This is a genomic window from Novosphingobium sp. FG137 (assembly GCF_057809735.1).
The window spans coordinates 77,773-99,807 of the sequence record NZ_JBMDKN010000005.1; the positions used below are offsets into that span (position 1 = coordinate 77,773).

Annotated in this window: 20 protein-coding genes; 7 read left to right on the top strand and 13 right to left on the bottom strand. The window is 65.8% G+C overall.

Annotated elements, in window-relative coordinates; all coding sequences use genetic code 11:
* Position 1: 1 nt before the first annotated feature.
* From hflX to dusB, 7 genes are all read right to left on the bottom strand, one after another.
* Positions 2-1,351: a GTPase HflX gene (gene hflX / locus ACODS2_RS15000; protein ID WP_488999565.1), complete on the bottom strand. Its 1,350-nt coding sequence runs from the start codon at positions 1,349-1,351 to the stop codon at positions 2-4.
* Between the two features lie 22 nt (positions 1,352-1,373).
* Entirely contained in the window at positions 1,374-1,949 is a 576-nt protein-coding gene (gene hfq, locus ACODS2_RS15005) for an RNA chaperone Hfq (protein WP_488999566.1), read from the bottom strand.
* Between the two features lie 237 nt (positions 1,950-2,186).
* Positions 2,187-3,572: a nitrogen assimilation response regulator NtrX gene (gene ntrX, locus ACODS2_RS15010; RefSeq protein ID WP_298174761.1), complete on the bottom strand. Its 1,386-nt coding sequence runs from the start codon at positions 3,570-3,572 to the stop codon at positions 2,187-2,189.
* 26 nt (positions 3,573-3,598) lie between these two features.
* Positions 3,599-5,866, bottom strand: coding sequence for a sensor histidine kinase (locus ACODS2_RS15015; RefSeq protein WP_488999567.1), 2,268 nt, complete (start codon positions 5,864-5,866; stop codon positions 3,599-3,601).
* A gap of 111 nt (positions 5,867-5,977) precedes the next feature.
* Positions 5,978-7,411, bottom strand: coding sequence for a sigma-54-dependent transcriptional regulator (locus ACODS2_RS15020; RefSeq protein ID WP_488999568.1), 1,434 nt, complete (start codon positions 7,409-7,411; stop codon positions 5,978-5,980).
* Positions 7,408-8,523 (bottom strand): two-component system sensor histidine kinase NtrB, encoded by a 1,116-nt coding sequence (locus ACODS2_RS15025; protein WP_488999569.1) that lies wholly within the window; start codon positions 8,521-8,523, stop codon positions 7,408-7,410. The genes ACODS2_RS15020 and ACODS2_RS15025 overlap by 4 nt, the downstream gene beginning before the upstream one ends.
* Positions 8,520-9,548: a tRNA dihydrouridine synthase DusB gene (gene dusB / locus ACODS2_RS15030; protein WP_488999570.1), complete on the bottom strand. Its 1,029-nt coding sequence runs from the start codon at positions 9,546-9,548 to the stop codon at positions 8,520-8,522. Before dusB ends, ACODS2_RS15025 begins: the two co-directional genes overlap by 4 nt.
* A 74-nt stretch (positions 9,549-9,622) precedes the next feature.
* On the opposite strand from dusB, the gene ACODS2_RS15035 reads away from it, so the two are divergent.
* Genes ACODS2_RS15035 through ACODS2_RS15045 form a run of 3 tightly spaced genes read left to right on the top strand, consistent with a single transcriptional unit; the run spans position 9,623 to position 11,858 of the window.
* The gene (locus ACODS2_RS15035; protein WP_488999571.1) at positions 9,623-10,780 is read left to right on the top strand and encodes a bifunctional 2-C-methyl-D-erythritol 4-phosphate cytidylyltransferase/2-C-methyl-D-erythritol 2,4-cyclodiphosphate synthase; all 1,158 of its coding nucleotides are present in this window, start codon (positions 9,623-9,625) and stop codon (positions 10,778-10,780) included.
* Positions 10,781-10,794: 14 nt separating this feature from the next.
* Positions 10,795-11,352: a hypothetical protein gene (locus tag ACODS2_RS15040; RefSeq protein ID WP_488999572.1), complete on the top strand. Its 558-nt coding sequence runs from the start codon at positions 10,795-10,797 to the stop codon at positions 11,350-11,352.
* A 2-nt stretch (positions 11,353-11,354) separates the two neighbouring features.
* On the top strand, positions 11,355-11,858 hold the full coding sequence (locus ACODS2_RS15045) for a CinA family protein (RefSeq protein ID WP_488999573.1): 504 nt from the start codon (positions 11,355-11,357) through the stop codon (positions 11,856-11,858).
* On the opposite strand, the gene ACODS2_RS15050 is transcribed toward ACODS2_RS15045, so the two are convergent.
* A complete protein-coding gene (locus ACODS2_RS15050; protein WP_488999574.1) occupies positions 11,819-12,280 on the bottom strand; it encodes a type II toxin-antitoxin system RatA family toxin in 462 nt (153 codons plus the stop codon). The genes ACODS2_RS15045 and ACODS2_RS15050 overlap by 40 nt on opposite strands.
* A 4-nt stretch (positions 12,281-12,284) precedes the next feature.
* Positions 12,285-13,241 (bottom strand): lipoyl synthase, encoded by a 957-nt coding sequence (gene lipA / locus ACODS2_RS15055; protein ID WP_488999575.1) that lies wholly within the window; start codon positions 13,239-13,241, stop codon positions 12,285-12,287.
* A 66-nt stretch (positions 13,242-13,307) separates the two neighbouring features.
* On the opposite strand from lipA, the gene ACODS2_RS15060 reads away from it, so the two are divergent.
* Complete coding sequence (locus tag ACODS2_RS15060) at positions 13,308-13,961, top strand: carbonic anhydrase (RefSeq protein WP_298174751.1); 654 nt, start codon at positions 13,308-13,310, stop codon at positions 13,959-13,961.
* 75 nt (positions 13,962-14,036) lie between these two features.
* On the opposite strand, the gene ACODS2_RS15065 is transcribed toward ACODS2_RS15060, so the two are convergent.
* Positions 14,037-15,380: a hypothetical protein gene (locus ACODS2_RS15065; protein ID WP_488999576.1), complete on the bottom strand. Its 1,344-nt coding sequence runs from the start codon at positions 15,378-15,380 to the stop codon at positions 14,037-14,039.
* Between the two features lie 337 nt (positions 15,381-15,717).
* Between ACODS2_RS15065 and gyrA the strand changes: the two genes are divergently transcribed.
* Complete coding sequence (gene gyrA / locus ACODS2_RS15070; protein ID WP_488999577.1) at positions 15,718-18,441, top strand: DNA gyrase subunit A; 2,724 nt, start codon at positions 15,718-15,720, stop codon at positions 18,439-18,441.
* Positions 18,438-18,791: a DUF952 domain-containing protein gene (locus ACODS2_RS15075; RefSeq protein ID WP_488999578.1), complete on the top strand. Its 354-nt coding sequence runs from the start codon at positions 18,438-18,440 to the stop codon at positions 18,789-18,791. The genes gyrA and ACODS2_RS15075 overlap by 4 nt, the downstream gene beginning before the upstream one ends.
* Here ACODS2_RS15075 and ACODS2_RS15080 read toward each other — a convergent pair.
* The gene (locus ACODS2_RS15080) at positions 18,788-19,441 is read right to left on the bottom strand and encodes a lysoplasmalogenase family protein (protein ID WP_488999579.1); all 654 of its coding nucleotides are present in this window, start codon (positions 19,439-19,441) and stop codon (positions 18,788-18,790) included. The genes ACODS2_RS15075 and ACODS2_RS15080 overlap by 4 nt on opposite strands.
* A gap of 70 nt (positions 19,442-19,511) precedes the next feature.
* Between ACODS2_RS15080 and trmFO the strand changes: the two genes are divergently transcribed.
* The gene (gene trmFO / locus ACODS2_RS15085) at positions 19,512-20,882 is read left to right on the top strand and encodes a methylenetetrahydrofolate--tRNA-(uracil(54)-C(5))-methyltransferase (FADH(2)-oxidizing) TrmFO (protein WP_488999580.1); all 1,371 of its coding nucleotides are present in this window, start codon (positions 19,512-19,514) and stop codon (positions 20,880-20,882) included.
* A gap of 1 nt (position 20,883) precedes the next feature.
* Here the strand turns inward: trmFO and ACODS2_RS15090 are convergent, their stop codons facing one another.
* Together ACODS2_RS15090 and ACODS2_RS15095 are read right to left on the bottom strand one after the other, a co-directional pair.
* Positions 20,884-21,351 (bottom strand): EF-hand domain-containing protein, encoded by a 468-nt coding sequence (locus tag ACODS2_RS15090; protein ID WP_488999581.1) that lies wholly within the window; start codon positions 21,349-21,351, stop codon positions 20,884-20,886.
* 86 nt (positions 21,352-21,437) lie between these two features.
* Positions 21,438-22,034: a hypothetical protein gene (locus ACODS2_RS15095; RefSeq protein ID WP_488999582.1), complete on the bottom strand. Its 597-nt coding sequence runs from the start codon at positions 22,032-22,034 to the stop codon at positions 21,438-21,440.
* Between the last annotated feature and the right edge of the window lies 1 nt (position 22,035).

The window sequence follows — 22,035 nt, forward strand, 5'->3', positions numbered from 1 at the left end:
CTTAAAGTTGGACGAAGCGCCCCAGCTCTCGCGGCGTGAGGCGTACGGTCAGGCGCTGAACCGGTGCACCATCTTCGTCCTCGATCTGAACCTCGGACATCACTTCGCCGTGTGCGTGAAGCCACGCTAGCTTCTGGCCGTCCGCCATCGGCACCGAGAGTTCGAGTATCCGCGCCCCGCCGGTGAGCAATTCGCTCAGCAGCGCAACAAGCTTCTCGACCCCCTCGCCCGTCTGCGCCGAGATCGGCACGACCTGCCGATCAGGCACCCCTGCGGCAATCAGATCGCGGCGCATGGCGCTGTCTTCATCAGAGAGCAGGTCCCACTTGTTCCACGCCTCGATGATCGGAACCGAGGCCCCCTCCTCCCCGATCACGCCCAGATCGGCGAGGATTTCCTCGACCTCAAGCTTCTGCGCGGACGTGGCGGGATTGGCGATATCGCGCACGTGGACGATGACGTCAGCCGCAGTGACTTCCTCCAGCGTCGCGCGGAAAGCGGCAACCAGCTGCGTCGGCAGTTCTGAAATGAACCCCACCGTGTCGGAGAGGATCGCCTTTTCGAGGCCTGGCAGGCGGATTGCCCGCATCGTGGGATCAAGCGTGGCGAAGAGCAGGTCCTCGGCCATGACATCCGCACCGGTCATGCGGTTGAAAAGCGTCGATTTTCCTGCGTTGGTGTAGCCGACGAGCGCAATCACCGGCCACGGCGCGCGCTGGCGGCGCTCGCGGTGGAGCGTGCGCGTGCGGCGGACTTGTTCGAGCTCGCGCCGGATGCGGGCCATGCGGCCACGGATCAGGCGACGGTCAGCCTCGATCTGGGTTTCACCCGGGCCGCCAAGGAAGCCGAAGCCGCCGCGCTGGCGTTCAAGGTGGGTCCAGCTGCGCACGAGGCGGCCGGCCTGGTAATCCAGGTGGGCGAGCTCAACCTGCAGCCGTCCCTCGGCTGTGGCGGCTCGCTCGCCGAAGATTTCGAGGATCAGCCCGGTGCGGTCGATGACCTTGCGTTCGAGTCTGTCTTCGAGATTGCGCTGCTGGATTGCCGAGAGTGCGCCATCGACGATGACGAGTTCGGCATCGGACTGCGCAATCGCGACCGCGATCTTCTGGACCTGACCTTCACCGAACAGGGTGGCGGGGCGGACTGCGCGGATCGGCAGCGCGAAGGCATCGACGACATCGATGCCGATCGCGCGGGCGAGCCCCTGCCCTTCCTCCAGACGGGATTCGGCGTCCAAGCCTGGTCCGGTCTTGGCGCGCTGGCGCAAATCGGGGAGGACAACGACGGCGCGGGCGCCGCGTGTCACTTCCCCGACAAGCTCGGTTTCCCGGCCGAATTCAAATCCGCTCATGCGGTTCGGCCTGTTTCAATGGTCAGGATGGTTCGCCGTCCCACTCACCGGAAAGGTCGACGTGGCCAGCGGGCTGGATCGTCGAAACAGCATGCTTGTAGGCGAGTTGCACATAGCCCTCGCGTTCGAGCAGCATGCAGAACAGATCGTAGGCAGCAACGCGGCCCTGAAGCATGACGCCGTTCACCAGGAACATCGTCACCTGCACGCCGGCATCGCGCACGCTGGAGAGGAACACGTCCTGCAGCAGGCGCTTCTTCCCGCCTTCGTCGTTGCTCGGCGCGAAATGCGCGGCGGCAAGCTGCTGGCCCGGCATGATCGTCGAGATCGCATGCTTGTAGACCAGTTGCGACTGGCCATCGCGGCGCAGGAGAATGGAGAAGTTATCGAACCAGGTGACAATGCCCTGCAACTTGACACCCTTCACGAGAAACATCGTGACGGGAATCTTGTTCTTTCTCAAGAAGTTGAGAAATACATCCTGAAGGTTCTGTCCCTTTCCGGCAACGAGCGAAACCGGCGGCGGTGCGGCGGCTTCGGGTGCGGGGGCGGTTTCAACCTTGGTGCGCGGGCGCGCAGAGAGGGTTCTGCCGGTCATTTTGGTATGTCCTTTCGTCTTTTTTTTGGTGCCGTAACGCTCTCTGGCGTTCAGACACGATCTGGCAGGGCCCGCACTCCCCCCTTTTCTTCATCGGCCAAAGCCGAATCTGATCAAGGGTTTGCGCGGCGCCACAGCCGGTCAGCAACCATCATCCTATGTCGGGTTCATGTCTTAGTACAGGGGCAAAATAGACCAACATGCGCCCCGACCGCTCTGGGACAGCTCTGGGACAGCTCAATCCAGCTCTTCATCCTCGCGCCGCTCGGCCATGCCGAGGAGCTTCAGCTTGCGGTGCAAGGCCGAGCGTTCCATGCCAATGAAGCTCGCGGTCTTCGAGATGTTCCCGGAAAACCGACGGATCTGGACCTTGAGATACTCGCGCTCGAAATTCTCGCGCGCCTCGCGCAGGGGCACCCCCATCAGCGCCGAAGTGCTTGAATCACCGCCAAGCCGGGTGGTGACGATTTCGGCCGGCAACATATCGGCATCGATGCGAGTGAGCCGCTCGCGCGGGGCAAGAATGATCGTGCGCTCGACCACGTTGCGCAACTGGCGGACGTTGCCGGGCCAGTCGTAGCTCTGCATCGCGGCGATTGCCTCGGGCGAGATCGCGGGTGGCTGCACGCCCTGCTCGTTGGCGTAGCGCGAGAAGAAATGGTCGGCGAGCGCGGGGATATCCTCGCGTCGCTCGATCAGCGATGGGATCGAGACGGGGACCACATTGAGCCGGTAGAAAAGGTCTTCGCGGAAGCGGCGTTCGGCGATTTCCTTTTCGAGCGGGCGCGACGTGGAGGAAACCACGCGCACATCGACGCGGATCTGGCGGTGGCCGCCCACGCGCACGAACGATTGCTCGGTGAGCACGCGCAGGATGCGGGCCTGGCTGGAGGCAGGCATTTCAGCGACTTCGTCGAGAAACAGCGTGCCGCCGTCGGCCATTTCGAGCAGCCCTGCCCTCACCAGCTTCCCGTCGATTTCCTCGCCGAACAGTTCCTGCTCGAAGCGCTCCGGGGTGATGCGCGCGGAATTGACGGTTACGAAGGCGTGATCGGCGCGCGGGCTCCACGAATGGAGCAGGCGCGCGGCGACTTCCTTGCCCGAGCCTGCCGGGCCGGTGATAAGGAGGCGGCTGCCGGTGTTGGCCACGCGCTTGAGCGTCGCGCGCACGGCATTGATCGCATTGGAATTGCCGGTAAAGCCATCGGACATCGAAAGGCCCTGCCGCAGCCGCGCGTTCTCGCGGCGCAGGCGTTCGGTCGCGGTCGCGCGCTCTACAAGGAGCAGCAGACGCTCGGCCTCGAACGGCTTTTCGAGGAAATCCATCGCCCCGCGCCCGATGGCGGAGACTGCGGTATCGATGTTGCCGTGGCCGGAGAAGATGATGACGGGCAGTTCGGGTTCGCGCTTCTTGATTTCGTCGAGCACTTCAAGCCCGTCCATCGGGCTGCCGTGGAGCCAGACGTCAAGGAGGACGAGGCTGGGTCGGCGCTCGTCAACCGCGGCGAGCGCAGCGGTGCTGTCGGCCGCGGTGCGGCAGCCGTAGCCTTCGTCGCTGAGCACGCCGGCGACAAGCTCGCGGATATCGCGTTCGTCGTCCACGATGAGGATATCGAGTGCCATTGGTCGGTTGGTCCTGAAGGTCTGGTCTAGCGGTTGACGGGAACGGACGTGGCAGGGGCTGCCGGCGTATCGGTGACGGCCTCTGCCGCGATGGGATTGCGCGCAAATCGCATGATGACCGAAGTGCCGCCCGCTTCATTGGGAGCGAACGCCATGGCGCCGCCATGCTCCTCGACGATCTTGTTGACGATCGCGAGGCCAAGCCCGGTGCCCTTCTCGCGCGTCGTCATGTAGGGTTCGAGAATGCGGTCGCGTTCGGCCGGCAGGCCCACACCATTGTCGGCGATGGTGACGGTGACGGCATGACGGTCTGCGGCGAGGCTCACCGCGATGCGGCCGCGATAGGCGATATCTTCTGCCCTTGCACGTTGCTCGATCGCTTCGATGGCGTTCTTGAGCACATTGGTCATCGCCTGGCCGATCTGGTGGCGGTCGGCCTCGACAGGCACCTGGGCCTCGCCCTCGAAGGTAAAGGTGATGTCGCTGTGTGCCACTTCCTGCAGGAACAGCGCCTGCCGGACGAGGTCGCTGGCATCCTCGGGGCGGAACACGGGCTTGGGCAGGCGCGCAAACGAAGAAAACTCGTCCACCATTTGCCTCAGATCGCCGACCTGGCGGATGATCGTGGCGGTCAGTTCCTCGAACAGTTCGGGGTCGGTCTCGATCTGGCGGCGGTAGCGGCGTTTGAGGCGTTCGGTCGCCAGCTGGATCGGGGTCAGCGGATTCTTGATCTCGTGCGCAATGCGGCGGGCGACGTCGGACCATGCCGCGCGGCGCTGGTCGAGCAGCTGGCGGGTGATGTCCTCGAAGGTGATCACGTGGCCGTTGCGGTCTGCCGTGACCTTGACGGCCAGTGTCAGCAGGTCCCCGCCCTTGGCATAGTGAACAACGCCGCTGCGCTCGCCACCGGCGACGAACTGGGCCAGCTGCGGCGCGAAATCGGCCAGCGGTGCGCCGATGGGATTGGGGACGTTTTCATCCGCCCGCGCTGGCTGCAGCAAGGTCTGGGCCGAGCTGTTCATCAGGCGGATCGCGCCTTCGCGGTCGATCGAGACGATGCCCGCCGTGATCGATTCCAGCACCGCTTCGATGAACGCGCGGCGCACTTCGAGCTGGGCATTGGCGCTAACGAGGGCCTGGGTCTGCGCCTCCAGCTGCGCAGTCATGCGGTTGAACGCGCGGGCGAGCAGGCCGACCTCGTCGGTACCGTTGCCGGGCTGGACGCGCATCTCGAAATTGCCGCTGCCGACATTGCGCGCGGCCGAGACGAGTTCGATCAGCGGAGCCACCTGCCGATCGGCAAAGCGCAGCGCGACCCATACGGCGAGCGCAACGAGCGCAAGGCTGATCACCAGCAGCGCGATGTTGAACCGCAACTGCAGCGCGCGGGCGCGGCGGGAGAGGAAATCGTAGGCCTTGAGCACGCTTTGCGCACGCTGCCACTGGTTGAGCGCCAGCTGATCGGAATTGCGGGCAACATAGAGGTAGATGCCGCGCGTCCGGTCGACCGGGGTCACCGCCTCGATCCGGGCGGCCGAAGCGGTGACGACGACGGGCTCGCCCCCATCGATCCGCGCGAGCTCAGCCGGCGTGATCCGCTCGCGCTGCTCGCTGCGCGCCGGATCGACGATGGCAGCGGTACGCAGGGTGCCGTCAGGGCCCTTTTCGATGATCGCGGATTCGTTGAGCCTGCGGTTGATGACCTGCCACGAATAGCCCTCGGCGAACTCCTGACTGGTGATCGCTGCCTGCCCAAGATAATCGCGCAGGTCCCCCGCCATCGCGACGCTTTCGTTGCCGACATCGCGCAGCTTGTCCGCATAGTAGCCCCGCGCGAGGCTGTTGGCATTCTCCAGCATGCCCCGCGAGTTGTCGGAGAACCAGAACTCGACCCCTGACTGGAACAGCAGCGAGGCAAAGACCACCACGAGCAGTGTGGGGATCGCGGCGATGAGCGAGAAGAGCCAGACGAGCCGCACGTGCAGCCGCCCGCTGCTTCCCAGCACGCTGCGCGCTGCGCGGCGCAGCGCGAGCCGGCGGCCGATGAGCACGATCAGTGCCATCGCGGGCACAAGAGTACCGATCAGCAGGCTGGCGGTGAGCCGCGAGGGCAGCAGTTGGTTGGCGTTGCCGTTGGAGGAAAGCGCCATCCAGGTGACGGTGACCATCAGCGCCAGCGCCATGGTCGCGGTCATTTCCAGCAGCAGGAAAACGTTGGCGCGGCGCATCATCACCAGAAGGCGGCGATACCACCTCGGTGAGCGCCGCATGCCGCCTTTGCCGTTCTGAACCATCGTTGCGGATGTACAACACTGCTGTTGCACCATTGCAAGCCGATTCGACGAAACTACCTGTAATCGCGGCAAACGACATGTGGCCCGCGGGTGACGGGGCTCCAGACCGCGTCAGCCGCGCGCGACCGCTTCCTCGGGATCGATCGACAGTTCGGACAGGCGCTTGCGCAACGTGTTGCGGTTTATCCCGAGCAGGCGCGCGGCGCGCAGCTGGTTGCCGCCAGTGGCCGCGAGCGCATGCAGGAACAGCGGGCGCTCGAACGCAGCAAGGGCGGCGCTGTAGAGTTCGCCCTCGCCCGGCTTTTTCTGCGCGAGCCAGTTGGCAAGCGCTTCGGCGAAATCGGCGGCGACGGAAGATGCGGCAGGTCCGGGTTGCGGCAGCGCGCGGTCCTGCGCCAGCAGCGGCTCGATGGTCGCCGCATCGATCACTTCGTCGCGGGCGAGCAGCGCGAGGCGATAGACGAAGTTGCGCAGTTCGCGCACGTTGCCGCGCCAGGGCTGGCGTGCCAGCAGCGCGGCTCCGGCTGCGGTCAACTGGCGGCGGGGCAGCCCCTCCCCCGCCGCGCGGACGAGGAAGTGGCGGGCCAGCGCTTCGATGTCATCGGCCCGCTCCCGCAAGGGCGGCAGCGAAATCGGCACGACAGCGAGCCGGTAGTAGAGATCCTCGCGGAACATGCCGGCGGCGATCATCGGCTCGAGATCGCGGTTGGTTGCCGCGACGATGCGGCAATCGAGCGTGATCTCCTCGGTCCCGCCGACACGGCGGATGCGGCCCGATTGCAGCGCGCGCAGCAGCCGGGTCTGCGCCTCCAGCGGCATGTCGCCGATCTCGTCGAGGAAGAGCGTGCCGCCGCGCGCCTGCTCGAACTTGCCGATGCGGCGGGTGACGGCACCCGTGAAGGCGCCCTTCTCGTGGCCGAACAGCTCGCTTTCGATGAGGTCACTGGGGATGGCGGCGGTGTTGACGGCCACGAAGGGCCCCGCGCTACGCTTGCCGAGCTGGTGGATTGCCTCGGCCACCAGTTCCTTGCCGGTGCCGGATTCGCCCAGGATCAGCACGGTCAGATCATTGCGCAGCACGCGCGTGATCATCCGGTAGACCGTCTGCATCGCAAGGCTGCGGCCGACGAGCGGCAGGCCGGGAGCAACGTCTTCCGCCACGTCATCGAGGCTGGCACTCTCGCTGGCGCCAATCGCCTGCCGCACGGTGCGGACCAGTTCATCGAGATCGAAAGGCTTGGGAAAGTACTCGAAAGCGCCGGTATCGCTTGCGCGGACGGCGGTATCGAGCGTGTTCTGCGCCGACAGGATGATCACTGGCATGTGCGGGGCAGCCTCGCGCACGCGGCCCAGCGTTTCCATGCCGTCGCCGTCGGTCAGCACCACGTCGGTGAGCATCAGGCCGTACTGTCGCTCTGCCAGCAGCCCGTCACGATCAGCAATCGAAGCGCAGCGCCAGACATCGTATCCCTCGGCCTCGAGAGCGGCGGTGATGACGAGCGCGATGGAGGCGTCATCTTCGACGAGAAGGATGCGGCTCTTCATGGCTTGGCGCTTCCAGCAACGGGCAGATGCAAGCGAAAGTGCGTCCATCCGCGCAGATCGTCGCGGTCGTGCGTCACGCGTCCGTTCATCTCGCGCACCAGCTTCTGGACGAGCGCGAGACCCAGGCCCTGCCCGTTCTTCTTGCCCGTCACGAAGGGATCGAAGATGTGATCGCGCAGCGCCGGATCGATGCCGGGGCCATTGTCGCTGACGCGCAGCTCGATCGGCAGGCGCAGCGGCTTGCCGCCCGGGCCGGCATGGAGCTGGATGCCGCTGGCAAAGCGCGTGCGCACGGCAATGCGCGGCTCGCGTGCGGCTTCGCAAGCTTCCCGCGCATTGGTGAAGAGGTTGAGGAGGACCTGCACCAGCGCATCGGGATTGGCCATGACCGGCGGGAGCGAGGGATCGAACTCCTCCTCGACCACAAATCCGCCATGCCCGGCGGCCACCACGGCCTGCGCGCGGCGCACTGCTTCGTGGAGATTGCAGGCCGTTCCCGGCTCGCGGCCCCGGCGGGAGAGCGACTGCATCTGGTCGACAAGCTTGGCGATGCGGTCGACTTCGCCGGTAATCAGCTCGGTCAGCGCGCGGTCGGTTTCGCCCAGCTTGCGGCCAAGCAGCTGCGCGGCGCCGCGGATACCGGCGAGCGGGTTCTTGATTTCGTGGGCGAGCACCTCGGGCGCGCGCAGCGGCGTGCCCTCACCCGCCCCGGCACCGCCGCCGTCACCGGAAAGCGCCTCCACACCGACACCTTCGCTGAGTGCGAGAAGCTGCCAGCCCGGGCAATAGGCTACCGGCGATGTCATGACGTCGATCCGGCGCGCGGGCGCACCGAGGATGCGGACGAGCGAATCGCGTGCAAGAAGCTGGGCCTCACCTTCGGCGAGGCGGCGCAGGATGAGCGGCTCCTCGAAGGCGAAGACATCCTCAACAGCCTTGCCGAAGAGCCTGCGGGCACCCTGCCCTGCCAGCTGTTCGGCGGCGGGGTTGGCGGCGGCGATGGTCAGATCGGGCGCAAGCGTGAACACCGCCAGCGGTAGGCTGGCAACGATGCGCTTGGCGTCGGGCCGCGAGCTGTCGCCGACCTTGCGCCAGTCGGCCGGACCGCTCATGCCGCCGCGCGGTTTGCGGGGGCAGCCATGGCGCGGCCATAGAACTCGGCAAGCGAAGCGAGCACTGCCTTGGGATCGTCGATGAAGTTCACGCGGTTGCGAAACTCGGCCGAACCCGGGAGGCCCTTGGTGTACCAGCCGAGGTGCTTGCGCGCCATGTTCACGCCTGTCACCGTGCCATAGTGCTCGAGCATGGTGTGATAATGCTCTGTGATCAGGGCATATTGTTCGGCGATGGTCGGATCAGCGCGATATTCGCCGGTATCTAGCCAGTGCATGACCTGGCCGAGCAGCCACGGGCGGCCATAGGCGCCGCGCCCGATCATCAGGCCGTCTGCGCCGCTCTGCTCGATGGCCTGCGCGGCATCCTCGATCCCGCAGATATCGCCGTTGACGATCACGGGGATCGAGACGGCGTCTTTCACGCGGCGCACGAAGCGCCAGTCGGCCGAACCCTTGTACATCTGGTTGCGGGTGCGGCCGTGGACAGTGATCATCTGCGCGCCAAGATCCTGCGCAATGCGCGCAAGCTCGGGGGCATTGAGGCTGTCATGGCACCAGCCCATGCGCATCTTGACCGTGACCGGAACCTTGACCGCCTTGACCGTCGCTTCGATCAGCGCGGTGGCGAGCGGGATGTCGCGCATCAGCGCCGATCCGCAATCGCCGCTGACGATCTTGCGCACCGGGCAGCCCATGTTGATATCGATGATCGCCGCGCCCTTGGCTTCGGAAATCCGGGCCGCTTCGGCCATTTGCGCAGGCTCGTTACCCATGAGCTGCATCGAGACAGGCTCTTCGGTCGGGTGCCAAGCAGCCTTCTGGATCGACTGGCGCGTCTCGCGGATCGCGGCAGGGCTGGCGATCATTTCGGTCACGTTGAGGCCCGAGCCGAAGCGGCGGACCATGGTGCGGAACGGCAGATCCGAAACGCCCGTCATCGGCGCGAGCACCACGGGCTGCGCGATGCGCACGGGGCCGACCATGATCGGCTTGAGCTCGGGCGGGGCGGGAAGTTCACTCATCGGGGTCTGCCTAAAAAAGAGGCATGCGCTTAGTCGATTGCGCGGTTTGCGGCAAGGACTGTAAGGGGCGGTGCATGAACGCGCCGTCCCCCGCATCCGTCGCCGCTGTTGTCGTCGCTGCCGGCCAAGGCCTGCGCGCGGGCGGAACGGTGCCGAAGCAGTTTGCGCTGTGGCGCGGAAAGCCGTTGGCGCGGCATTCGGTCGAAGCGCTCGCCAAGGCGGGGGTTTCGCCCATCGTGGCGGTGATCCCCGCGAACTGGGAAGACACCGCAGTGGAAGCGCTCGCCGGGGTGCCGGGCGTTCGTTTCGTCCACGGTGCGGCGAGCCGGCAGGGATCGGTGCGCGCGGGGCTGGAGGCGCTGGCAAGCGATGCGCCCGGCCATGTGCTGATCCACGATGCGGCGCGGCCTGATCTCTCGGAGGCGGTGATTGCGGCGCTTGTGGCGGCACTCGAAGGCCAGCCCGGCGCCATTCCGGTGCTGCCGGTGGTGGACAGCGTGGTGCGCGGGGCGGACGGTCTGCGCGGGGCCTTGGTCGAGCGCGATGGTCTGTACCGCGTGCAGACCCCGCAGGCTTTCCGCTTCGATGCGATCCTTGCCGCGCACCGGGCGTGGGACGGGGCTGCGGATGCAGGTGATGATGCCGCCGTTGCCGAAGCGGCGGGGCTGGCGGTCGCACTCGTTCCGGGTGACGAGCGGCTCAAGAAAGTGACCTTTGCGGAAGATCTGAAGGATGACGGCATGACTCACCCCGCCGTGCGCACCGGCATGGGCTACGACGTTCACCGCCTTGCCGAAGGCGAGGAACTCTGGCTTTGCGGCGTGAAAATCGAGCATTCCAAGGGCCTTGCGGGGCACTCTGATGCTGACGTTGCGATCCACGCGTTGGTCGATGCACTGCTCGGCGCGGTGGCGGCGGGCGATATCGGTGATCACTTCCCGCCTTCGGATCCGCAGTGGCGGGGGGCCTCGTCCGACCGGTTCCTTGCCCATGCGGGAACACTGGTGGCCGGGGCGGGTTATGCCATCGGCAACGTTGATGTCACGATCATCTGCGAGGCTCCGCGCATCGGTCCGCACAAGGCGGCCATGCGGGCACGGCTCGCTTCGATTCTGGCGATTGACATAGCTGCGGTGAGCGTCAAGGCGACGACCACCGAGCGGCTCGGCTTCACCGGTCGCGGCGAAGGGATTGCGGCGCAGGCGGTGGCCACCGTCATCGCGCGCGGCTGAAGGAGTTGCGGTTGATGTCGCTGATACGGAACCTGGTCTGGGGCGCGGCGCTCGTCTCGCTTGGCGCGGCCGAAGTGGCGGCTGCGCAGGAACCGGCCTGCCTCAGTGAGCGCGAGGTGACGAGCCTTGTGACCTATGCGCTGCCGGTGGTGATGAATTCCACGATGAAGGCCTGCCGGCCGCAACTCTCGCCGCAAGGCTATTTCGCGACACAGGGCACCTCGCTGGTGCAGCGCTATGCGGTGCGCAAGAGCGCGGCCTGGCCGGAAGCGCGCGCGGCGCTGGTCAAGCTCGGCGGCAATGACGACAAGCTCAAGGATATCGTCTCGAACCTTTCAGACGAGGCGCTGCAGCCTTTCGCGGAAGGCATGGTCTCGGCCGTGGTGACCAAGGGAATCAAGCCGGGCCAATGCAAGGCGATCGAGCGCGCGACGCGGCTGCTATCGCCCCTGCCCCCCGAAAACACGGCGGAACTGGTGACGTTCATCCTCGTGCTCTCGGACAAGCCGCAAGTGCGCGGCGCGGTGGGCGCGGCGAAGAAGTCCGACCTGCCGATCTGCCCGGCGGCCTGACCATGGACACGCTTCTCCCCCTTGAACTGACCACGCTCGCCGCGCGGGTGATTGCCGAAAACAAGGCTGCCGGCCGGATGGTGGCCGTGGCCGAAAGCTGCACTGGCGGGCTTGTCGCGGCGGCGCTTACCGAGATTGCCGGCTCGTCCGCAGTGGTCGACCGGGGTTTCGTGACCTATTCGAACGAGGCCAAGCACGAGATGCTCGGCGTCTCGACCGACCTCATCGACACATTCGGTGCGGTTTCGGTAGCGGTCGCCTGGTCGATGGCGCAGGGCGCGCTCAAGCATTCGCGCGCATCTGTGGCCGTGGCGATCACCGGGATCGCCGGGCCAGACGGCGGAACCGAGCAGAAGCCGGTCGGCACGGTGGTCTTCGCCAAGGCCGAGCGCGGCGAGGACCCTGAGGCGGTTGTGGCTGAACAGAAAGTGTTCGAAACCGCCAAGACCCGTGCCGATGTGCGCCTTCAGGCGGCGCTGGTCGCGCTCGAGCTTCTGCTGCCGTAGACCTTTTCCGCACGCGTTTCGAACGCGGCGACCATCTTGCGGAACGCGCGGTCGAGATACTGGCCGGCGAGTGCTTCGAGGATCGCACTGCGGAAGGTGAAATCGACGTTGAAATCGATCACGCAGCCGCCCCCTTCGTCCGCGCGGAACTCCCAGGTGTTCGAGAGACGCTTCAAGGGCCCATCGAGATACTCGACCGCGATACGGTTCGGGCGCTCCTTGATGACGCGCGAGGTGAACTTTTCGCGCAGCGCGCTGAAGCCGACCATCATGTCGGCCACCATCTCGGTCTCGCTATCGGACTTGATGCGCGTGGCAACGACCCAGGGCAGGAACTCCGGGTAGCGCTTCACATCGGCGACGAGATCGAACATCTCCTCGGACGACCAGGCAAGCCGCCTCTGCTGGTTGATCACCGGCATGGGATCAGCCCCTCGCGGCGGCCTTGGCGAGCTGTGCTTCGCGGGCGGCGCGCATTTCGGCGAAATCCTCGCCCGCGTGGTAGCTGGAACGGGTCAGCGGGCTTGCCGCGACTTGCAGGAAGCCCTTGGCACGGGCAATCGCGCCATAGGCGGCAAAGGCTTGCGGCGTCACGAAATCGATAACCGGCGCGTGCTTGGGCGTGGGCTGGAGGTACTGGCCCATGGTCAGGAAATCGATCCCGGCAGAGCGCATGTCGTCCATCACCTGATGCACCTCAAGCCGCTGTTCGCCAAGTCCGAGCATGACGCCCGACTTGGTGAACACGCGCGGATCGTGGTGCTTGACCTCTTCGAGCAGGCGCAGCGAGGCGTAGTAGCGCGCGCCGGGGCGGATCGTGGGATAGAGCCGCGGCACGGTTTCGAGGTTGTGGTTATAGACGTCGGGCCCTGCGGCCATGATCGCCTCGACCGCCGCGCGCATCTTGCCGCGAAAATCGGGGGTGAGAATTTCGATCGTCGTGTTGGGCGTCGCAGCGCGCAGGGCCTGAATGACCTTCACGAACTGGCCCGCGCCGCCATCGGGCAGATCGTCGCGGTCAACCGAGGTCACCACGATATGCTCAAGGCCGAGCTTGGCGGCGGCTTCGGCGACATGGCCCGGCTCGCTCGCATCGACCTTGCGCGGCATGCCGGTCTTGACGTTACAGAACGCGCAGGCGCGCGTGCAGACATCGCCGAGGATCATCACCGTCGCGTGCTTCTTGGTCCAGCACTCGCCGATGTTCGGGCAGGCTGCCTCTTCGCACACGGTGTTGAGCCCGAGACTGCGCATGAGGCCGCGCGTTTCCTCGTAACCCTTGCTGGTCGGTGCCTTGACCCGGATCCAATCGGGCTTGCGGGGGCGCGCAGGTCGATCGAGTTCTGGGCGATCTGGCGCGGCAATCGAGGACTGATCGTTCATGGCGGTTCAGATAGGCGCATGAAGCATGACTTGAAAGATGCATTCGTAGGCGGCAACAGGTCCCTTATGGCCAAACCCTTCTCTCCCGAGCTTGATCATCTGATCGAAGGCTATCGCCGCTTCCGCACGACTGGCTGGACCCCCCGCCTTGAGCGCTGGCACCAGCTGCGCGAAGGGCAGGAACCGCCGGTGATGGTTATTGCCTGTTCGGACAGCCGGGTGGACCCGGCGCAGATCTTCGATACCGACCCCGGCGAGATGTTCGTGGTGCGCAATGTCGCCGCACTGGTGCCGCCGTTCGAGACGTCACCCGGCTACCACGGCGTATCCGCCGCGCTCGAATTTGCGGTGCAGGTGCTGAAGGTGCGCAAGATCGTCGTGCTCGGCCACGGCATGTGCGGCGGCTGCCGCGCAGCGCTGACGCAAGAGCTGGAAGGCACCGAGCCGGGCGAAGGCGGTTTCATCAACGACTGGATCGGCCTGCTGAGGCCCGCACGCGATGCTGTAATCCACGCCCATGGCACCAGCGGCCGCCCGGCGGAGCGCGCGATGGAGCAGGCGGGCGTCAAGGTCAGCCTTGCCAATCTGCGGACGTTCCCCTGCGTGCGCCGCAAGGAGGCCGCCGGGGAATTGCGCCTGCGTGGGGCTTTCTTCGCGATCTCCGACGGAGTGCTTCACGTACTCGACGAGGATTCGGGCGAGTTCCTCGAAGCGAAGTGAGCGGCGCCCTCGCCACAAAAAAGGGCGGCCTTTGCGGGGCCGCCCTTTTCCGTTGGATTTGACCGCCTCAGCCGATCAGGGCTTCGACTTCTGGTCTGCGAGAACCGAGAATAGCCGTGCGAGCGGGGCGCGTACGCCGCCGACCTTGGCAAAGCTGGCCTTCGCCGCATCGAACTTGTCCTGATCGAGCTGTGCGATGCCGAGGCGAGTCTCTGCGCGGTCCATGTCGAAGGCACCGCCCTTGGTGAGCGCGAGCTGATAGAGCTCTTCGGCCTTCGCAGGGTTGTCATATGACAGGTAGGCATCGGCCGTGGCGACCGCGAGCTTGCCATCGGCGGCAGCGCGGGCGTCCTTTTCGAGACCGACGAGCGAGGCCTTGTCCGCCGCGATGCGGCCCTTGGCCTGCGAGAGCGAGTCGCTGACGAACACGTCGCTGACATCGAGCGCCTTCTTCGAAAGGCCGAGTTCGATGACTTTCACCGTTTCACCGGGCAGACGGCGCGGGTCGGCCGCCTGGACGTATTCGATGAATTCACGCGCGACGAACTGCTTGTCGTTATCGAGCGCGCCGCTGCGGAGGAACAGGCGGCCCAGATCGAGCGATTCTTCCTTGCCGAAGCCGCCGAATTCCCGCGCCAGCTGGCCAGCGCCGAGCCAGTTGAGCGACGTGGGCTGCGCGGCGACTTCAAGCGTCGACCACTCGATCGCCTGCGGCCCGAGCTTCGCCTTGTAGGCGATGATCTTGGCGCGCGTGTACCAGTTGTCCGGCACGGTGCCGTTCGCCGCCTTGCGCGCATCGTACGCCATCTTGAGCGCTGCGATGCCTTCGGCAGGCTTGCCCAGCTGCGTGTAGGAATCGGCGAGCATCTCAGCTGCCGCGTCTTCCGAAACGTTGCCCTGGATTGCCTTGGTCAGCGGATCGATCGCGCCCTGATAGTCCTTCGATGCATAGGCGAAGTTGCCCAGATAGAAGTTGAAGGTCGGGATCTTGTCAGCTTCCAGCAGGCCGCTGTCGATCATGTTCTTGACGCCGCGCGAACGCATCGCCGTATCCTCGAGGAAACCGCCGAGCTGCACCGCGAACTGGCCGGCGGCAAGCTTGTCCTGGCCCGTCTTGGCGGCTGCTTCGGCCTTGGCGACCGCTTCCGCGGCACCGCCGAGCGTCGCCTTGATCTGCGCATCGGGCGTGCCCTTGGCCTTGGCGGCCTGCGCATCCTGCACCAGCTTCTGCACCGGGCCGGCTACAGCGATGAATTCCTTGGAATAAGTGCCACCCTTGGGGGCTTCCTTTTCCTTCGCGATGGCAGGCGCAGCGCCGAGCAGGACGCCGCCTGCAGCCATAACCGCCATGGGGCCGGTCGATAGCGCTACTGCCAGCGCAGCGCGAGCCGCCACGAATTTCATTGCATTACCCCGCATCACTTCATCTCCTCCTGGCCCACGACGGCAGACCGGACCGGTCCCCTGATCGTTCGTGCCCCGGGCCGTATCCCAAAACATCGGCAGAATGGGCATGTCTCTCACTCCGTCCGCGCGAACCTCTGGCGCGAAATCGCCGCCTTGGCAACGCCTTGCTGCAATGGAACCCACCGGGTGAACCCGGATTGAATACCAATTCGTCTCATTGTTCAGGAATAGCGCGGACAGGTGCTCGCATATGTGGATAAGGCGGCCGGGACCGGGCCGTTTTCTGGTGTTTGGCGGGGCTTTGGCCTAGTGCCAAGGACATCCCTGAACAGAAGCGAAAAAGCCCAACGTGAGCGATGACACTGGCCTGATCGACCCACCCGCCCCGCTGCCGGACCACGAGTTCCAGCGGATCGACATCGTCGATGAAATGAAGACGAGCTACCTCGATTACGCGATGAGCGTGATCGTGAGCCGCGCGCTGCCCGATGTGCGCGACGGCCTGAAGCCCGTCCACCGCCGCATCCTGTGGACGAGCCACGAGAACGGGTTCACCTCGACCAAGGCCTATCGCAAGTCCGCGCGCATCGTCGGCGATTGCATGGGCAAGTACCACCCGCATGGCGACAGCGCGATCTACGACGCGCTCGCGCGCATGACGCAGGACTGGTCGATGCGCCTGCCGCTGATCGATGGTCAGGGCAACTTCGGCTCGATGGATCCCGATCCGCCGGCCTCAATGCGCTACACCGAGGCGCGGCTCGCCAAGGTTGCCGATGCGCTGATGGCGGATATCGACAAGGATACCGTCGATTTCCAGCCCAACTACGATGGTTCAGAGAACGAGCCGCAGGTGCTGCCGGCGCGTTTTCCCAATCTCCTCGTCAACGGCGCGGGCGGCATCGCGGTCGGCATGGCGACCAATATTCCGCCGCACAACCTTGGCGAAGTGATCAATGGCTGCCTTGCCTATATGGCGAACCCGGCGATCACGACGGATGAACTGATCCAGATCATTCCGGCGCCTGATTTCCCTACTGCGCCGCTGATCCTGGGCACGAGCGGTGCGCGCAAGGCCTATCACGAAGGTCGCGGCTCGATCGTGATGCGCGCGCGGCACGAGATCGAAGACACCAAGGGCGGACGGGGTGACGGACGCAAGTCGATCGTGCTCACCTCGATCCCTTATCAGGTGGGCAAGAACGGCCTGGTCGAGAAGATCGCCGAAGCCGCCAAGGACAAGCGGATCGAGGGTATCTCCGATATCCGCGACGAATCGAACCGCGAAGGCGTGCGCGTGGTCATCGACCTCAAGCGCGATGCAACGCCCGAAGTCGTGCTCAACCAGCTTTGGCGCAACACGCCCGCGCAATCGAACTTCCCGGCAAACATGCTGGCGATTCGCGGTGGACGGCCTGAAATCCTCACGCTGCGCGACATTATCGAGGCCTTCGTCCAGTTCCGCGAGGAGGTGATCCAGCGCCGCACCAAGTTCGAGCTGAACAAGGCGCGCGACCGGGCCCATATCCTGCTCGGCCTCGTCGTCGCGGTCTCGAACCTCGATGAAGTGGTGCGGATCATCCGCGCCTCGCCCAATCCCGCGCTGGCGCGCGAGACGCTGATGGCGCGCGAATGGCCAATTGGCGAAATCGCGCCTTATATCCGCCTGGTCGAGGCGATCGAGGACGAGGCGCTGGAAGGCGATGGCGGCAGCTACCGCCTGAGCGAGACACAGGTTCGCGCGATTCTCGATCTGCGGCTCCACCGCCTCACCGCGCTGGGCCGCGACGAGATTGGCGCTGAGCTCGAAGTGCTGTCGAAGGCAATTGCCGAGTACCTCGCGATCCTTGCCGACCGCGAGAAGCTCTATGCCGTGATGCGCGAGGAACTCGTCGCAGTGCGCGATGCCTATGCCACGCCGCGCCGCTGCGAGATCACAGCGCCCGCCGACGGGATCGAGGACGAGGACCTGATCGAGCGCGAGGACATGGTCGTCACGATCACCCTCGATGGCTACATCAAGCGCACTCCGCTCTCCACCTTCCGCGCGCAGAACCGGGGCGGCAAGGGCCGCAGCGGCATGGCGACCAAGGAAGAGGATGCGGTGGCGACGATGTTCGTCACCTCGACCCACACGCCGGTGCTGTTCTTCTCGACCGCGGGCAAGGTCTATCGCCTCAAGGTCTGGCGCTTGCCCGAAGGCGGGCCGACGACGCGCGGGCGGCCGATGGTCAATCTGCTCCCCGCGCTGGACGCAGGCGAGACGATTGCGACCGTTCTGCCGCTGCCCGAGGACGAGGCGGAATGGGGCAAACTCTCGGTCGTGTTCGCGACCGCCAAGGGCAATGTGCGGCGCAACGCGATGGACGCCTTCGCCAACATCCCCTCGAACGGCAAGTTCGCGATGCGCTTCGAGGAAGGCGACGACGACCGGCTGATTGGCGTCGCGCTGCTCGAAGCAAGCGACGACGTGCTGCTGGCGACGCGCAGCGGCAAGGCCATCCGCTTTGCGGGCGATGAAGTGCGCGAGTTCACGAGCCGCACGTCTACTGGCGTGCGCGGCATGACGCTCAAGGGCGATGACGAGGTGATCTCGCTTTCGATCCTGCACCGCGTGGGCACGAGCGCCGAGGAGCGCGAGGAATACGTCCGCTTTGCCCCGTGGAAGGGTGAGAAGGAGGGCGAGCCTTCGCTTACGGCCGAGCGCATGGCCGAATTGCAGGCGCGCGAGCAGTTCATCCTGACGGTTTGCGCCAATGGCTACGGCAAGCTCTCCTCGGCCTACGAGTACCGGCGCACCGGCCGCGGCGGCCAGGGCATCACCAATATCGACAACATCGCGCGCAATGGGCCGGTGGTGGCGAGCTTCCCGGCGAGCCAAGCGGACCAGCTCATGCTGGTGACCGATCAGGCGAAGCTGATCCGGCTACCGCTGGATACGCTCCGAGTGATCGGGCGCGGCTCGGCGGGTGTGCGGCTGTTCAATGTTTCGGGCGGCGAAAGCGTGGTCAGCGCAGTGCGGTTGGCCGAGGAAGAGGGCGAAGCCGAGGCTGAGCCTGAGGCCGAAGCATGAGCGAGCTGCCGCAAGTTGCCTTCAAGGTTCTGACTGCAGCGCAGATGGACCTGCTGGAACATGACGGCGTGTTTGCAGGCGCTCCGATCGATCTGGCGGATGGCTACATCCATCTTTCAACCGCTGATCAGGTGACCGAGACAGTGGACAAGCACTTTGCAGGACAGACGGACCTGCATATCGCGGCGGTCGATCTGGCGGTTCTGGGCGATGCGGTGAAGTGGGAGCCCTCGCGCGGGGGGCAGCTGTTCCCGCACATCTACGCGGCGCTCCCGCTCAATGCCGTGTTGGCCTACGGGCCGCTGGAGCGTGATGCGGACGGGGCGGTGCGGCTGCCGGTGGCGGGCTAAGGCGCGGTGAATTCGCCTTTGGTGCGCAGCGCGCCGATTACGCCGACGGTGATCAGGAACTGGCCGAAGTAGTAAAGCGGCCAGACCAGCAGGTGCGGCACGGCGCTTTCCGCCAGTGGGCCCATGCGCGCAAAGATCAGCAAATCCGATAGCGCGAACATTGCAGCGCCTAGCGCGACGCGCTGGCGCGCAAAGTCGCTAGCGAAGGCGGCGGCGGTCATACCGCCAAGGCCGAGGGCGTAGAACGCCACTTCCGGGCGGCCCGTCAGTGCAAGGCTGGCAACGGGAATGGCGAGGAGCACGGCGGCGGCCACAGCCTTGTCGCCCTGCCCCATGTTGCGGCGATGCTTGAGGTAAAGCGTGATCGCGGCCATGTGGCCCAGCAGGAACGCCAGAGCGCCACCGGTGAAGCTCACTTCCAGCACCATGTCTCCCAACGCGCCGAGGGCCATGACCAGCGCGATGCGGTGCGCGTCCGGAACCGGGTGATGGCGCCACGCGTATACGGCGAGCAGGCTGACGCCCGCACCCTTCCACAGGATCAGGTAGAGGCCGGGAATCCAGCTTCCTGCCACGAACCAGTAGCTGATGCCCGCGATCAGGCTGGCGAGCAGCCAGGGCCGTTGTTCGATCAAGGCGCGCTGCGGCATGGTCCCCCTTCCCTTCCGGGCTCCTCCCTAGGGCTTGCCGCGCGGGGGACGCAATGCCAATGCGCGTGTCATGACGCATCAGGTTCACATCATCGGCGGCGGCATGGCCGGTAGCGAGGCGGCGTGGCAGCTCGCGCGGCGGGGCATTCGCGTGCAGCTCTCGGAGATGCGCGGCGGCGGCGATACGACGGCGGCGCACAATTCCGATGGGCTGGCCGAGCTGGTCTGCTCCAATTCGTTCCGTTCGGACGATGACGAGAAAAACGCGGTCGGCCTGCTGCACTACGAGATGCGGCAATGCGACAGCCTGCTGATGGCGGCAGCGGCCAAGGCGCGGGTGCCGGCAGGCTCAGCGCTGGCGGTGGACCGCGAAGTGTTCTCGGCGGAAGTCGAGGCCATGCTGCGCGCGCAGCCGACATTGGAGATCGTGCGCGAGCGGGTCGATGTGCTGCCTTCGGATGGCCTCACCATCGTGGCGACGGGGCCGCTGACGGCCCCTGCCCTCGCCTCCAGCATTGGCGCGGCGACGGGTGCGGAGAGCCTTGCCTTCTTCGATGCGATTGCACCGATTGTCTACCGCGAGTCGATCAATATGGACGTCGCGTGGATGGCCTCGCGCTGGGACAAGGGCGCGGAAGCCAGCCTTGCGATGGGCGGCGATGGGCGGGACTACATCAATTGCCCGATGACCCGCCCTCAATACGAGGCGTTTCGCGAGGAATTGCTCGCTGGCGAGAAGACCGAGTTCAAGGAATGGGAGGCCAATACCCCCTATTTCGACGGCTGCATGCCCATTGAGGTCATGGCCGCGCGCGGGGTGGAAACATTGCGCTTCGGGCCGATGAAGCCGGTGGGGCTCGATAATCCGCACTGGGCGACGGCAGAGCATCCCAGCGGGCGCTGGCCTTATGCCGTGGTGCAGTTGCGGCAGGACAACAAGCTCGGCACCCTGTGGAACATGGTGGGCTTCCAGACCAAGCTCAAGCATGCCGAACAAGTGCGCGTGTTCCGCACGATCCCGGGGCTGGAGCAGGCCGAGTTTGCGCGGCTCGGCGGGCTGCACCGCAATACCTTCCTCAATTCGCCGACTTTGCTCGACCGCCAGTTGCGGCTGAAATCGGCAGCCCATATCCGCTTTGCCGGGCAGATCACCGGGTGCGAGGGCTATGTCGAGAGCGGCGCCGTGGGTCTGCTGGCGGGGCTGATGACGGCGGCCGAGATTGCCGGACGAGAGTGGACTGCCCCGCCGCGCACCTCGGCGCTGGGCGCGCTGCTTTCCCATATCACCGGCGATGCCGAGGCCGAGACGTATCAGCCGATGAACGTAAACTTCGGGCTGTTTCCACCGCCGGATCCCTCAACCAAGAAGAAGCAGCGCAAGGAAGCCTATACCGCGCGGGCCAAGGCTGATCTGGCGGGATGGTTGCCCGCCTTGGGCTGACCTACTTGCACTTGCAGGCGGGCTTCTTCGCTTTCTTGGGCTTGGTCGTGGCAAATTCCTCGCGGCTGAGGCTGCCATCCCCGTTCTTGTCCGCACCCTTGAAGCGGTTGTCGGTGGCGACGGACCATTCGTCGAAGGTTAGCAGATTGTTGCCATCGACATCGAGCTTGCGGAAATCCTTGATGCGCGGACTGACCATTTCGCTGCGGGTGATCTTGCCGTCGCGGTTCTTGTCGAGCCGGTCGAAGCGCTTTGCCTCGCGGCTTTGCTCGCTGGCTTCGGGGAGGCCGGGACCGACCGCATCGCCAGCATCGGAATCGGGAAGTTCCTCATCCGCCGCAGCGGCGGAGGCGAGCGCGAGGTGGCTGGGGGCGGCGGGCGGCGTAACCGCCGCGCGGCCCTGCCACCAGAAAAGGCCCGAGGCCACGAGCAACAGCGCGCCAAGCGCGCCTACGAGCATTCGGTTCATGCCGGGCCCTCCCAAGGAACAGAGCCCAGGATAGGCGGCATGACGCGCCAGCGGCAGAGGCAAGCCCTACCATTTTGGTTAGAGTTTCAGCGCCCGAACAGGCCGAGACGGAGGATCGCGAGGAAATCGCGCAAGGGACCGCCGGGGCGCCCTGCTGCCTCGCGCAAAGCCATGCCGCGCAGGATCACCAGCGGGCGCAGTGGCCCAGGCAGGATCGGCGCGGACGTGCTTTCCGGTTCAAGACCCAGCCATTCGGCAGCGGCGCGGCGGACCGCATCGTCCGGACGCACGCCGCTGAGCCGCGCGAGTGCGCAAACCGCCTCGATCCGCGCCTTGCCGAGCTCCGCGCCGCCATCTTCGCCGACGATCCGGGCTTCCCAGCCATCGACGAGCGCGCGGAGCGCCGGGCGTTCGCCGTCCCACGCGTGGAGGAGTGCCAGCAGCGGTTCGCCCAGCGGCCACGCATTGGCCGGCTGCTCGAACCGGTCGCGCCACCAGGCCAGACGCAGCTGGATCATCAGAGGATCGCGGCCTTCCCGCGCGGCATCGGCAAGCCGCCGGTCGAGCAGGAGAAAGCCCTCCCACAGCGCTTGAAGGCGGCGCGGCGCGTAGAGCACCGCGAGCCGTTCAGGGGGGCTGAGCTCGATATCGGCCCCACCGCTTGGACTGCGCGCAGGCTCCATC